Source organism: Paenibacillus sp. 2003 (assembly GCF_031455635.1).
GTDB classification, from domain to species: domain Bacteria; phylum Bacillota; class Bacilli; order Paenibacillales; family Paenibacillaceae; genus Paenibacillus; species Paenibacillus amylolyticus_B.
The window spans coordinates 126,875-140,056 of the sequence record NZ_JAVDTB010000012.1 but is presented as its reverse complement, the minus strand read 5'-3'; the positions used below and the strand labels follow the sequence as shown (position 1 = coordinate 140,056).

Annotated in this window: 13 protein-coding genes; 3 read left to right on the top strand and 10 right to left on the bottom strand. The window is 44.1% G+C overall.

What is annotated here, in order from left to right; all coding sequences use genetic code 11:
- Positions 1 to 602: 602 nt before the first annotated feature.
- From J2X75_RS28400 to J2X75_RS28390, 3 genes are all read right to left on the bottom strand, one after another.
- On the bottom strand, positions 603 to 1,778 hold the full coding sequence (locus tag J2X75_RS28400; protein ID WP_310342713.1) for a YhgE/Pip domain-containing protein: 1,176 nt from the start codon (positions 1,776 to 1,778) through the stop codon (positions 603 to 605).
- An 80-nt stretch (positions 1,779 to 1,858) separates the two neighbouring features.
- Complete coding sequence (locus tag J2X75_RS28395) at positions 1,859 to 2,290, bottom strand: MarR family winged helix-turn-helix transcriptional regulator (protein ID WP_181155611.1); 432 nt, start codon at positions 2,288 to 2,290, stop codon at positions 1,859 to 1,861.
- Positions 2,291 to 2,455: 165 nt separating this feature from the next.
- Positions 2,456 to 2,623, bottom strand: a complete 168-nt coding sequence (locus J2X75_RS28390) for a DUF3934 family protein (RefSeq protein WP_074093608.1) — start codon at positions 2,621 to 2,623, stop codon at positions 2,456 to 2,458.
- Between the two features lie 312 nt (positions 2,624 to 2,935).
- Between J2X75_RS28390 and licT the strand changes: the two genes are divergently transcribed.
- The 3 genes from licT to J2X75_RS28375 all read left to right on the top strand — a co-directional run bounded on the left by licT (position 2,936) and on the right by J2X75_RS28375 (position 7,325).
- Positions 2,936 to 3,796 (top strand): BglG family transcription antiterminator LicT, encoded by an 861-nt coding sequence (licT, locus tag J2X75_RS28385; protein WP_310342703.1) that lies wholly within the window; start codon positions 2,936 to 2,938, stop codon positions 3,794 to 3,796.
- Positions 3,797 to 3,980: 184 nt separating this feature from the next.
- On the top strand, positions 3,981 to 5,873 hold the full coding sequence (locus J2X75_RS28380) for a beta-glucoside-specific PTS transporter subunit IIABC (protein ID WP_310342701.1): 1,893 nt from the start codon (positions 3,981 to 3,983) through the stop codon (positions 5,871 to 5,873).
- 42 nt (positions 5,874 to 5,915) lie between these two features.
- On the top strand, positions 5,916 to 7,325 hold the full coding sequence (locus J2X75_RS28375) for a glycoside hydrolase family 1 protein (RefSeq protein WP_076253740.1): 1,410 nt from the start codon (positions 5,916 to 5,918) through the stop codon (positions 7,323 to 7,325).
- Positions 7,326 to 7,424: 99 nt separating this feature from the next.
- Here J2X75_RS28375 and J2X75_RS28370 read toward each other — a convergent pair whose 3' ends face one another.
- The 7 genes from J2X75_RS28370 to J2X75_RS28340 all read right to left on the bottom strand — a co-directional run bounded on the left by J2X75_RS28370 (position 7,425) and on the right by J2X75_RS28340 (position 12,999).
- Positions 7,425 to 8,645 carry an MFS transporter gene (locus tag J2X75_RS28370; RefSeq protein WP_101314786.1) on the bottom strand — a complete coding sequence of 407 codons (1,221 nt, stop codon included), beginning with the start codon at positions 8,643 to 8,645 and terminating at the stop codon, positions 7,425 to 7,427.
- A 32-nt stretch (positions 8,646 to 8,677) separates the two neighbouring features.
- Positions 8,678 to 9,277, bottom strand: coding sequence for a TetR/AcrR family transcriptional regulator (locus tag J2X75_RS28365; RefSeq protein ID WP_310342720.1), 600 nt, complete (start codon positions 9,275 to 9,277; stop codon positions 8,678 to 8,680).
- A gap of 125 nt (positions 9,278 to 9,402) precedes the next feature.
- Positions 9,403 to 10,551, bottom strand: a complete 1,149-nt coding sequence (locus J2X75_RS28360; RefSeq protein WP_310342695.1) for a S1C family serine protease — start codon at positions 10,549 to 10,551, stop codon at positions 9,403 to 9,405.
- A gap of 14 nt (positions 10,552 to 10,565) precedes the next feature.
- Positions 10,566 to 11,693 (bottom strand): FxLYD domain-containing protein, encoded by a 1,128-nt coding sequence (locus J2X75_RS28355; protein WP_310342693.1) that lies wholly within the window; start codon positions 11,691 to 11,693, stop codon positions 10,566 to 10,568.
- A 329-nt stretch (positions 11,694 to 12,022) separates the two neighbouring features.
- Positions 12,023 to 12,202: a hypothetical protein gene (locus J2X75_RS28350; RefSeq protein ID WP_310342688.1), complete on the bottom strand. Its 180-nt coding sequence runs from the start codon at positions 12,200 to 12,202 to the stop codon at positions 12,023 to 12,025.
- A 36-nt stretch (positions 12,203 to 12,238) separates the two neighbouring features.
- Entirely contained in the window at positions 12,239 to 12,415 is a 177-nt protein-coding gene (locus tag J2X75_RS28345; RefSeq protein WP_310342685.1) for a hypothetical protein, read from the bottom strand.
- 167 nt (positions 12,416 to 12,582) lie between these two features.
- Positions 12,583 to 12,999 carry a VOC family protein gene (locus J2X75_RS28340; protein ID WP_105602193.1) on the bottom strand — a complete coding sequence of 139 codons (417 nt, stop codon included), beginning with the start codon at positions 12,997 to 12,999 and terminating at the stop codon, positions 12,583 to 12,585.
- Positions 13,000 to 13,182 lie beyond the last annotated feature (183 nt).

Here is a 13,182-nt window from a genome sequence, read left to right as displayed (position 1 = left end):
GCGTTCATTCTGCAAGCAGAATGTTTACTCACTCGTTGTTCAGTTTTCAAAGATCAAACTTGTTTTGTTACCGAATGTCGTTCTCTTCAGCAACTCTTATATAATATCATGTCCGAACCAACTTTGCAAGCTCTTTTTTCAAGTTTCTTTCGAAGCTTATTTGATTCGCTTGCCGCACCAGTGTTAAACCGTGTTTTCTTGGCCGGACTAATAATATATCACGTATAAATATTAATTACAATACTTAATTTAATATAATTCATTTACTACAAACCAACTAACTTTACTGTGTTGCTCTCCTCTATCCCAGTGTAAAGTTTATTATAGCTTAAACGACATTTTTTCCATTCATACATCGCCATACATGTCTAATTGATTTTAAACGTATTAGCCTACATCTCCTCTCATATATTTTAGCTTCATTAATATGCTCAATTTAGGTTGTCCTTTTATCAAGGTCATGTAAAATTACTGGGGGTACTGTAAGTTACCACGAGTATAAGTAGAACTATTATAGAAGATACAAAAAAAAAGTGATGCACGCATATAACTATACGTGAACCACTTTCTTGTGTGTTATTACATTATATAGAAGGAAACTCTTAATGTTGTGCCTGTGCTGATGCTGGAGGCGTCATCGTCATTTGTCCATTACCTGCTTTTTGCATGCCAACTCGCAGCAACGTAATTCCCCACGTAATAATCGAGATCAACAGAAGATGAACCATGTATCCCCCCACTGCTTCTCCACTATAGATCAAACGCATAAATCCCTGTACTCCATTGGAAGCGGGCAGAAAGTTTCCTATATAACGGTAGAATGGCGCCAGCATCTCGGCTGGAATGATATTTCCTGCTGTCATCAACTGGAGCGGAACCATCGCTACATTAAATAGAGGTCCTGCATTGCCAAATAGGGCAAAACTCATTTGTGTAAAACAGATACAAGCCAGACTCACCAGCACATGATACAGATACAAAGCGCCGAAGGAGCTCGCAACATCCGTGAACTGAAGAGCTACTGTATCCACAATTAGGGGAACAATCACAGCTATACACAATAACAGCAATTGCCGTCCCCAGAAGATTTCCCATTTGGAATGGGTACGCTTCATGATATTCGACGTAATATTGAACTGAATGTTCATGGTCATCGAAGCAATGTAGGTGATAAAACCCAGAATCATGGGCAGCATCGATGTTGCAAAATCACTCACGCTGTTCGTTTTATTAATTTCAGCCTTCACAGGCCCTTCATTCATCTTCGCCATCGCTTGTCCAATAGCTGCACTCAGTTCATCGCTGTTTATACTATCATTATTGAGTGTCACTTGAACCTTGGATTCCAGAATCCCATGACCCATTTGTGCAGTCATTCCGGTCGCGGCATGTTCCACAATGGATTTGGCTACATCCGCATTTCCCTGATTGATATAAAAGGACAAACTCGCCTCTGTACCTCCTTCAATCTGGTCAGTGAATCCTTCCGGAATAACAATAACCATCGCATAGTTACCTGCATTCATCTGTTGCTCAGCTTCCTCGGCAGATCCCAGAACATTGACATGGAAAGGCGCGAGCGTTTCAATCTGCTTCTGCACCTCTGTTCCCTGTGTCCCGTCTTCGTTCACGAGAGCAACTTGAAGTTGATCCACTCTCTCCGTGGCTTGATGATAACCCGTCATCCAGATCACAACAAATAACAGCGGAACAATCAATGCAAAAACCAACCCTATTTTTGTCTGTGGCACTTTAAGAAAATCTTTGAAGCTTCTCATTCGTTCACGACTCCCGTTAGTTAAAATTAAAATAATTGCACTACATATATATGCACATGCACATATTTGGTCAAAAAAATTTATTTCATCTTTTCATAGATGCGATTCATCACATTCATGAATGCTTCAAGCTCTTCAGGGGAACATTCGGCGAGTGCCTCTTGCTCTTGCTGTTTTGCCTTTGGTGTAAGAACGTCATTCATTTCCAGTCCTTCCGCCGTCAAACAAAGCAAAACCGCTCTGCGGTCCTGTGGATCTTCTTCTCTTGTCACCAGACCTTTGCGAATCAACTTGTCTATAATTTTGCCTACAGTTGTCTGGTCCCGCACTGTTAATTCAGCCAGTTTTTTCTGTGATATATGGCTTCCAGCCTTGCTCAATTCATTCAGAACTGCAAATTGTTCCGGAGTAATATCCTGTTCGCTCAGATTTCTGGTTGTTGTTTTTTTGTATGCCAGATACGTCCGTGACAGAATCAGTCCAAGTGGATTTTCATCCATATTAACAGGCATGCTGTTGCTCCTTTCTCTATATAGTAGCACTACCATCTAATTTGCGTAAGCTCTATATTATTACCATATTTACAATACTGTCAATTTAATTTTTTATCTTTTCAAGCAAAAAGAGACCCACCCGTTAGTCAGGCAGCTCTCTCCTCTGGCATCGTCAAACCATACTTACTCGGGCTTGCCACTTGAAGTTTCGGTATCATCCTTCTTCTTTGTACCTTTACTTTTATAAGGCTTCGGGGCACTTTTTGCCCGGTTTGCAGCGGCTTGCCAACGGTTCCAGCCTTTTTTACCCGTACCACGGCCGGTGCCGCCTTTTCCTTTTGCATTGCTCATGTTATCACTCCAATAATCCTGTATATGCTTAAAAATGACCGTCCTCGGTAACTTATTATGCAACCCAGCCCATCTAATTCACTTCCAGCATTTCTTATTATACCAAAAATCCACGTCTTTACGTCCATTTCCAGAAATCATTGTATTGTTATTCTGTTATGAAAGCGGTATAGTGGACATAATTGAAAGAGGAAGCTGCGTCTTCTTCGGGATTGTTACTGGTAAGCAGGCGATACCCAAACCAAGGCTGTCTATTAAGCCTTAGTTTGGGTTTTTTGTTATTATTACGTCCAATTGAGGTGAAACACATATATGATCATCCGTCAGATTTTTAACAACAATGTCATCCGGGCTGAGAACCAGGTTGGTCACGAATTTGTTGTCATTGGCAACGGTCTTGGCTTCAAAAAGAAAAACGGGCAGCCCGTGGATGAGGATAAAATCGAAAAAACCTTTGTGCTGAAATCAGATAAAATACCGCAAAAACTCATTGATCTGATTGGGGAAACATCGGTTGAATATTTGAAGTTAGCAGACGAAATTGTGGGCCATGCCAAAAAGGAAATGGGCGATATTTTTAGTGATAATATCTATATATCATTGATCGATCATATTCAGTTTGCCATTACCCGGTACCGTAAATCCGTCGGGCTGAAGAATTCCCTTTTGTGGCAGATCAAGAAGTTTTACAAGAAGGAATTTGGGATTGGCATGAACGCTGTGGAGCTGATCCAGGAACAATTCGGCATCCAGATGGATGAACATGAGGCCAGCTTTATTGCAATGCATTTTGTAAACGCTCGTCAAGATGCTCAAGGCATGAAACAAACCGTTGAAATCACTGAAGTTATTGATGATATCTTCAACATTGTGACCAACCATTACCACATCGCCCTGGATGAAAATTCATTTAATTATTCCCGGTTTATTACCCATCTTCAATATTTTGTGCAGAGAATGTTGAGTAATGAACAGGAGCAATTTGCTTCAGGAGATAACTTTCTGTATGAGCAGGTGAAGGACAAATATAGCAAGGCATTTGAATGTACACAACGGATCAATCAGTACCTTGAAGAAAGGTTTGAAAGTGCCATGTCCATTGATGAAAAGGTGTATTTGACGATCCATATTCAACGTGTCACTTCTCGTAACGAGTTGCTTGACGCGGAATAAAAAAAGCTTGCAAACGATTACGGCGTCATATATAGTAGGTCTCACAACTTAACGACAAGGATTGTTACTGCTCAAGCAGGCGATACCTAAATGATTGGCAACAGGTCATCTTTCCGATGATCATAGCCATTCGTTTAGGTATTTTTTTGTTTTCAGGCAATCTTAACAACAAAGGAGAATGAACATGGATCATAAAAAAATGGGGGATGACATCGTTCGTCTCGTCGGCGGAGAAGCCAATATCAATGGTCTTGTCCACTGTGCGACCCGGCTGAGATTTGACCTGAAAGATTCGAAAAAGGCCGAACGCGAAACGCTTGAAAAACACGATGGTATTATTACCGTTGTCGAAAGCGGCGGCCAGTTCCAGGTTGTCATCGGTAGTAACGTGGCTCATGTATATGCGGAGATTATGAAAAACCGGGATTTTGGAGGAGATTCCTCCTCATCGGCTGAGTCCACAGGGGAAAAAACCTCGCTGTTATCCAAAGTTTTTGAAATTATATCCGGAAGTTTCTCGCCGTTAATCCCGGCTATGGCAGGATCAGGTATGCTAAAAGCTTTGCTGACTGTCCTGACCATGCTCGGATGGATGTCGGATACAAGTGACACATACTTGATTTTATCCGCTGCCGGCAACGCTGTATTTTATTTCTTGCCCATCTTCCTTGGGATCACACTGGGTATGAAGCTGAAAGCCAATCCTTATGTAGCTGGCGTAATTGGTGCCGCTCTGATGGAACCGAGCTTCACCGGGCTGATGGATAAGGGCTCAGATGTATCGTTCCTGGGTATACCGGTTGTGATGATGAATTATTCAGCCAGCGTATTCCCAATCTTCATATCGATTAGTATCTATGCTGTTCTTGATAAGTTACTCAAAAAAATCATTTTGAAAGACCTGCAATTGTTCCTTGTACCAATGATTGCTTTGATGATTATGGTTCCTCTGTCCGCAATGGCCTTTGGACCATTCGGCACCACGGTAGGTGACTGGATCTCCTCCGGCGTAACTTGGCTCATTGGTGTCAGCGGTATATTATCAGGGATTGTACTCGGTGGATTCATGACCTTCATGGTTGTCTTTGGACTCCACTGGGGCTTCACTCCAATCACGATACAGAATATCGGGGTTGGCGGCGATCCGATTGAAGCCATGGCTGCTGCAGCTGTATTTGCACAAATCGGTGTAGCCTTCGGTATTTTCCTGAAAGCCAAAAAGAACAAAACCCTGCGAACCCTTGCTGGCTCGACCAGCCTTACCGGTTTACTTGCAGGAGTAACTGAACCAATCGTATACGGTCTGATCTTGCGTTATAAACGTGTAATTCCTATCGTAGTCATCGCAGGTGCGATCGGCGGTGCCATTAATGGTCACTTTGGTGTTAAAATGACTGCTTATGTGTTCCACAATATATTTGCCATTCCCGTCTATACACCAACGGTTGTCTACGTAATTGCGATTGCCTGCTCCTTTGCGGTAGCAGCGGTATTAACGGTGATGTTTGGTTATGAAAGCAAAACCACAGTTTCCGAGACAAACGAATCTGTCTCCAGCACATCGGCTGAAAGTACGCCGGTAGAGCTTCCTGTCATACCTGAGACCAAAACAACGGAGATCAAGAAAGAACAAATTTATAGCCCACTTACAGGTAAAGCCGTAGCACTGAGCACCATTAATGACCCAGCCTTCTCGACTGGTGCTATGGGCAAAGGTTTGGCGATTGTCCCTGAGATTGGCGAAGTTGTCGCTCCGGTAGACGGTGTTGTCACTTCCCTCTTCCCAACAGGACATGCCATTGGATTAACAACCAACACGGGAACGGAAATCCTGATTCATATTGGCATCAATACAGTAGCGCTAAAAGGAAAACACTTCTCTCCTGTCGTTCAGGAAGGGGATATCGTCAGACAGGGCGATCTGTTGATCCAGTTTGACATCAATAAGATCAAGGAAGCCGGATACGAAACCGTAACCCCTGTCATTGTTACTCTTACGCAGCAGGAAGTGGATGTATTCGAAACAACTCAGGAACAGGTACAGAAAAATGATGTCCTGCTGACTCTCGTTGTCTGATCCAACTTATATTATATGAATTCAACTTAGGAGGAACTAACCATGAAACATACTCAACTGAAACCATTTCCTAAAGATTTCTTCTGGGGAGGTTCAACCTCTGCCTATCAGATTGAGGGAGCCTGGAATGAAGATGGTAAAGGCCCTTCTGTCATCGACATGGGCAATCATGTGGAAGGCGTAACCGACTTCAAGGTAACCAGTGATCACTATCATATGTACAAAGAAGATGTGGCGTTGCTGGCTGAAATGGGCTTCAAAGCCTATCGCTTCTCCATCGCATGGACACGCATCTATCCGCAAGGAGCGGGTGAAGTGAATCCAAAGGGGCTCGCCTTTTACGATTCTCTCATTAATGAGTTAATTAAATACGGTATTGAACCCATAGTGACGATGTATCACTTCGATCTTCCTTACGCGCTTGAAGAAAAAGGTGGCTGGTCCAACCGTGCAACAATTGATGCTTTTGAACAATATGCCAAGACCCTCTATGAGAACTACGGAGATCGGGTTAAATATTGGTTGACCATCAACGAACAAAATATGCTGATCCTGCATCCCGGCTCTCTGGGTACACTGGATACAACACTTGTTGATCCGCAAAAAACACTGTATCAGCAAAATCACCACATGCTGGTTGCTCAAGCTAAAGCCATGGTGCTATGTCATGAAATGCTGCCTGAAGCCAAAATTGGCCCAGCCCCTAATATCGGTGTAATTTACCCGGCGAGCTCCAAACCAGAAGACACACTCGCGGCTGATAACTATGCTGCCATTCGTAACTGGCTCTATCTCGATATGGCGGTATACGGGCGTTATAATCATATTGCCTGGAGTTATCTCGAAGAGAAAGGATATACTCCCATCATTGAAGACGGAGATATGGACATCCTGGCTCAAGGAAATCCTGACTTTATTGCTTTTAACTACTATACTTCCCAAACGGTTGGTGAAAGCCTCAACGATGGCAATGACTTCTCTCATACAGGAGATCAGCATGAAATCGTAGGTGAGCCAGGGGCATACAGAGGATCTGTGAATCCCAATCTGCAAAAAACAGAGTTTGGCTGGGAAATTGATCCGGTGGGCTTCCGCTCTACCCTTCGCCAGATCTACTCCCGTTATCATCTGCCATTGATTGTTACGGAAAACGGTCTGGGTGCATTTGATAAACTGGAGGAAGGCGACGTGGTTAACGATCCGTATCGTATTGAATTTTTTAATAAACATATCGAACAGATTCAACTGGCGATCACGGACGGCGTAGATGTATTTGGCTTCTGCCCTTGGTCTGCGATCGATCTGGTTAGCACACATCAAGGGTCAAGCAAACGTTATGGATTCATCTATGTGGATCGTGAGGAATTTGATATCAAGGAATTGAGACGTATCCGCAAACAGAGTTTCCACTGGTATCAAAAACTGATTGAAACGAATGGAGAAATTCGTTAATACCGTAATCCTTTAATATCATAATAAAAAACAGTCGACCACACGTTAGGTGTGATCGACTGTTTTTTGTGTTAATGTACTTCATTTCCAATTATAAAATTACATTTCAGCCTTCGGTTGTTTTACCGCTTTGGCACCTCTAAGTACCCGTAGGGATAACAGGAAACAGATCGCCAAAACCGCTGCTGCAGAAACATAAGGATAGTTAATATTCACATCGAACAATGCTCCAGCTACGATCGGGCCTGCGATATTCCCCAGACTGGTATACGCCGAGTTCAATCCGGCCACAAAGCCCTGTTGTTCTTGTGCCAGTTTGGACATCTGTGTACTGATCGCCGGACGCAAAATGTCCATACCCAGAAAGACGATAAACGTTACGACAAGAATCATCCAGTACGTACTTACAAACAAGGTCAATAGTACAAATACGGCTACAAATAACAGACAGACTGAAATGACCATCTTTTCACCAAACCGATTGAGCAACCAACCGATCAGGGATACTTGCACAACCGCACCCGCGATGGAACCAAATGTAATGATAAATGCAATGTCTTTGGTCGTGAAGCCAAACTTATGATCCACAAACAGTGAAAATACCGTCTCGTAGTTCGCCAGACCAAATGCCATAACAAATACAATAATCAAACTGAAAAAGTACGGTTCACGGTATGAATTCAGCAGTTGGGATACCATACCCGGAGCTTTGACCTTCTCTGCGCCAGCTACAGGTTTAGTTTGCTCTCCTGTGCTTCGCGTGGATTCAGGCAAAATAATCAATGTGATAATCGATGCCAGCAACCCGGCAACCCCTGCGGCGTAGAACGGAATTCGAATGCCAAAGTCAGCAATGTATCCACCAATTCCCGGTCCGATGATAAATCCGGTTGTAATGGCTGCATTAATCAATCCCATACCTTTGCCGCGTTCTTCCTCTGTTGTAATATCTGCGGTGTAAGCCATAACCGCCGGGAAGATCATCGCCGCACCAATACCACCAAGCATCCGGGCTGCGAAGAGCAAGACTGGTGCATTGACCGCACCAAACATAAACTCCGATACGGCAAAGATCAGCATGCCGCCAACGATAATTTTTTTACGTCCCCATGTATCCGACCATCGACCCGCAAGCGGGGAGAACAGAAACTGGGTGAAGGAGAATGCCGCGACCAGCAATCCAACTGTGAATCCAGTGATATGGAGAAGATCCATATACGCAGGCATAATCGGCACAACCAGACCAATACCCGTAAAAACAAGAAAAATATTAAACATTAACAGCAGCAGTGCGCCCCTGTTCCGTGTAAGTAATGCCATGATTCCATCCTCCGTAGTTGTCAAAATGTTGCTTAATCTTTATCTTTTGCAATCCCGTGCAAGAATACACTGGCAGCTTGGCGGTATAACGCAAGAGCCTGATCAGGCTCCATCCCCCGTGACATCTGACTAAGACCAATAATGGTACTCTCCAATATGAGCGCCAGATTATCTACATTGTCTGCTTTGAACTCACCGCTCTCAATGCCTTGCTCTATCATTTGTTTATTAAATTGAATATGCCGCTCAAACATTAAGGAGATTCGCTCCTCAATATCATTTTCTTTCTTTTCCCCTGTGAAGAACTCATCAGCTGCCTTCGTCAGGGGGTGATTCATATCGTCCAGAACTAATTGTTCCGCTAAACCATAAATCTTCTCCGTGGAGGTGCGATAGAGATGTTCTTTGGCCGCCCAGCTCTCTTCCCACTCCCGGTCCCACTCATCGATTAGATAGAGGAACAGACCTTCCTTACTTTTGAAATGATAGTATATATTGCCTTTGCTGCTGCCCGTCGCAGCTACAATATCCTCAATGGACGTTGCTTTATAGCCTTTTTGTACAAAAAGGGCTTTGGAAGCATCCGCAAGTTTCTTCTTGGTCTGCTCGGTTTGAAGTTGCTTTTTATTCATATTCATTCCATTTCACTCCGTCCCATGCATACTGAACATTCGTTCTGTATTTTAACAGATGCATCGAATATAAGCAATGAAAAAGGAGAGTGGCACATCAGCCAACTCTCCTTTGATGATTTATTTTATGTTATTTTCTTACCTTTACCATGCAATATTTTCAATTGACCATTCTCAGAAGCAACCTGATATGTAACCCTATACTTCGTCGTTACATATTCGCCGTCCCTGCGTTCATCGGCTGTAATCACTGCTGTCACTTCCATCCCATCATTGCCCTTGTCTATAGAAGAGACCTCTCCAATAGTCACATAACTGGTATTGAGGTAACCCTCACGAAATTTGGCATAACTTGTGCCGCTCTGCCATTCACTGCCGAGCAAAGCATAAGCTGTAACATAGTCACTTAGATTCAGATTGTTGTAAAACTCGGTCACCACCCCTTCTGCTTTTGCAGAAGCTGAGATCGATCCCGATCCATTACCACCAGCCGTCTGAACCGCCGATGTGCTGGATGGCTTCTTGGACCAGGCTTGCACCTGCTTCAGCACGCTGGTGATAGGGATACTGAACCCAATTCCGCCCTCCTGCTCCACAACGGCTGAGTTAATACCAAGTACTTCGCCCGTCTCTGCGTTGATTAGTGGTCCGCCACTGTTGCCATGGGTAATCGGCGCCGAGATCTGATACAGATTGCTGTAAATGTAAGGCGCAATTTCGAAACTGCGTCCAACACCGCTGATAATGCCTGTAGTTACCGTGTTCTCGAACCCGAGCGGGCTCCCCAGAGCTAGGATTTCATCTCCAGTCTCGGCTTTAGATTTGGCGATAGCCAGCGGTTTCACCTTTTTCAGATCAGGTACTCGAACGACAGCAATATCTGTTTCTTCCCCGATTCCGATTACTGTTCCTTTATATTCCTCATGATTCAGGGTACGTATCGTCACTTCCTTCGAACCTTCTACCACATGAGCATTGGTTACAACATCTCCCTGATCATTATATAGAAAACCGGAGCCTAGTCCGCTGCTGCTCTCGATCGTAACCACTTTCTTCTGACTCTCTTCAATAATCTGTTTACGTGTTTTCTTCACGACTGTCTTGGAGGACGGTTTGGATGCTGCGGTTTCTGTTTCCTTCGCATTAACAACAGCCAATCTGGGCTCAGCCTGCAACTGATCTGCTGTATAACTGTGAATCCAGAACACGCCTCCTGCTCCGACTCCTATAATGATTGCACTGGATATAATGGTGCTCCATATTCGTTTGCCCATTCCAACCTGTCCTCCTATTCCAGATACCACGTTGCATTCACAACAGATACTTCTGCTTCTTGGTATACACCATAGTAATACGTCTCAAAAAATCCTTCTTCACCCACTTCAATCCAGCTTGGATACACATCCACATAGGTTTGGCCCAAATAAGTACCGTCTGTACCATAAATATCGACCATGACGGTGACGGAAGAGATCGGCCGAGTTGCATTGTTAATGATTGAACCGCTAATATACAGGTCACCATACATATCAAGCGTTGCTTCGACATTCACAATGCTCACTGCCGACGTTCGATTCTTCAGATCTTCTTCTGCTGCCTGTTGTTCGGCAAGTTGAATCCGTTCGGCTTCCGCTTTCTCGAAACTCTTCTTCTCACTCAGCACCCGATCACGATACGCTGTCAGTTTATCATCCTCCGGCGCATAAGACAGCCCTTGATCGACCGTTTGCAATGCCGCTGTAAAATCCTTTGTCTTGACTTGCTGCTCAGCCTGCTTGTAGCTAATCCCTGCCAGCTTATCAACAATTTGCTTCTCTACTGCTTCGGCTTCCTCGCCCTTCAGATTCGATATCGTATCCAGCTTCTCAGCCAGCGCCTCTACTGTCGTCAAACTATCGATTTCTTTTTTCACCTTCAATACAGCCAGCGTAATCTTTCTATTACTTAATGTGGCACGTACTTTGGTGAAAACGAGCTCTTCTCGCTCTTTCAGTGCTTTCGCTACTGCCTGAATGGATTTGTCTCCTTCTGAGAGTTTTCCTGTTTTCAGACTTGTGGCAGCCTCATTCAACTGATTCATCAGATTGAACGCTTTCGCCGTAATTTGGCGATCCTGTACAAGTGCATTATAGTTTGGTCGTTTCACTAGAGCGGTGTCTAGCAACTGCAGTGCTTCTTTGTATTTACCTCCCAGGGCCGCTTGTTCCGCCTGTTGATGCAGAGAATTCACCTCCGCATTAATACCCATCTCCTGCTTATAGTAGAACGTTAGTAAAGCCCCCATCACGGCTGCCAGTAGCAGTGGAATGATCCAACTAAATGCGCGGACTTGACTGGTGTTGCCCTGTCTCGGTGCAGGCTGTTGCTGCCGGGATAATAATTTGGCTGATTCCTCTGTTCTTTTTTCCAAACCCACGGCTGTTTCCGCCCAGATCTGTTCCTCTGTGGAGCTTGCATCTTTCAGTTTTGTGTTACACGTTCTGCACTTACTATCCCCAGGACTACTTTTGGTCCCACATATGTGACAATACACCCTAATCCCTCCATCAAAAAGAAACGTATGTATACTTACCTTTTAACTTTCTAGTACATCAGCTTTTTGGCATCTTTCGATACAAAACGTCAACATGAATCGACACTTATCATATAGCAAAAAGGTAAAATACACCATATGTTATTAGGATAGAATCGGTGCGTGTTTCCACAAACCGAAAGGAGATACCGACAAGCGGTATCTCTTCCTGTTCAGCCCTGCTGTCCTGCGCGCACCCGGATGTTGCCCAGTTCGTTGGCATTGATCGCAAATGCGTTACCGCCCTGTCCAACCGATGCTTTGGCTGACTGTCGTGCCTGGAATTTCAAACGGCTTTTGTCCACGTCCACCCGGTTAACCTGTTTTGCTTTCTTTTTACGTGTACTCATCATTCATCCCCCTCCCCACTTCTCTTTTCTGCTGCCAGACTAACGTCTGCGAGAAGAACGGCGACCTTTCTGTTTCATGATCTGCACGTTAACTGCATTACTTGCAAGTACATTCCCTGAGTCGGCATAACCCTTCGCCGTTTGGTGAATCTGGATTACGATATATTGCTTTTTTCCAACACGATAGCGATAACTTTTCACGTTTGAACGAGTCATGGTCATCTCCCTGTGATCGTTTTTAACAAGCTCGGGTTATCCTATTCATGTCCATGTACATGTACATGGGGATGTGTGAATGCATACTCCCGATAATTAATGGATGCAGAAAAGATGCAAAAAAACCTTCCTATTATACTAGGAAGGTTCTACTTATTTTCATTTTGTCACGCCGAAGGAAAAGCACTTAGGTCCATATAGGAGACTTCCCAGAGGTGATCATCCAGATCTTGAAAACTCCATCCATACATGAATCCGTGATCCTGCGGTTCGTTGTATGGTTTCGCGCCTGCATCGAGGGCAGCTTGTACAATTACATCTACCTGCTCTCGGCTATCTACAGACAGGGCAACGATGACTTCGGTTGTATCGGCAGCATTGGAGATTTTTTTCGAGATGAAGGATTGGAAACGTTCCTCCACCAGAAGCATGGCGTAAATATTTTCCCCGATGATCATACAAGTAGCAGACTCGTCCGTAAAATTGGCGTCAAACTCAAATCCCACCTTGGTAAAAAACTCAACGGATTTCTTCAAATCTTGGACAGGTAAATTGACAAAAATCTGCTTAGCACGAATAGCCACCATCGATCACCTCGAACTCATAGAATACATTCCACCTCAAAATAACACCTCGCGAATACGCTGTCAATTGAATATAATGAAGACATTCCAACTTGTGAGGTGACACGGATGTTGCTCCGTATTGTTCGAAGTACATAGTTGTCGGGCTGGGTCAAAACGCGTACCAGCTATCAAGGGACACGT

Coding starts and splice junctions, on each gene's coding strand:
- J2X75_RS28400 (WP_310342713.1), bottom strand. CDS start 1,778: ATGAGAAGCTTCAAAGATTTTCTTAAAGTGCCACAGACAAAAATAGGG.
- J2X75_RS28395 (WP_181155611.1), bottom strand. CDS start 2,290: ATGCCTGTTAATATGGATGAAAATCCACTTGGACTGATTCTGTCACGG.
- J2X75_RS28390 (WP_074093608.1), bottom strand. CDS start 2,623: ATGAGCAATGCAAAAGGAAAAGGCGGCACCGGCCGTGGTACGGGTAAA.
- licT (WP_310342703.1), top strand. CDS start 2,936: ATGATCATCCGTCAGATTTTTAACAACAATGTCATCCGGGCTGAGAAC.
- J2X75_RS28380 (WP_310342701.1), top strand. CDS start 3,981: ATGGATCATAAAAAAATGGGGGATGACATCGTTCGTCTCGTCGGCGGA.
- J2X75_RS28375 (WP_076253740.1), top strand. CDS start 5,916: ATGAAACATACTCAACTGAAACCATTTCCTAAAGATTTCTTCTGGGGA.
- J2X75_RS28370 (WP_101314786.1), bottom strand. CDS start 8,645: ATGGCATTACTTACACGGAACAGGGGCGCACTGCTGCTGTTAATGTTT.
- J2X75_RS28365 (WP_310342720.1), bottom strand. CDS start 9,277: ATGAATAAAAAGCAACTTCAAACCGAGCAGACCAAGAAGAAACTTGCG.
- J2X75_RS28360 (WP_310342695.1), bottom strand. CDS start 10,551: ATGGGCAAACGAATATGGAGCACCATTATATCCAGTGCAATCATTATA.
- J2X75_RS28350 (WP_310342688.1), bottom strand. CDS start 12,202: ATGATGAGTACACGTAAAAAGAAAGCAAAACAGGTTAACCGGGTGGAC.
- J2X75_RS28345 (WP_310342685.1), bottom strand. CDS start 12,415: ATGACTCGTTCAAACGTGAAAAGTTATCGCTATCGTGTTGGAAAAAAG.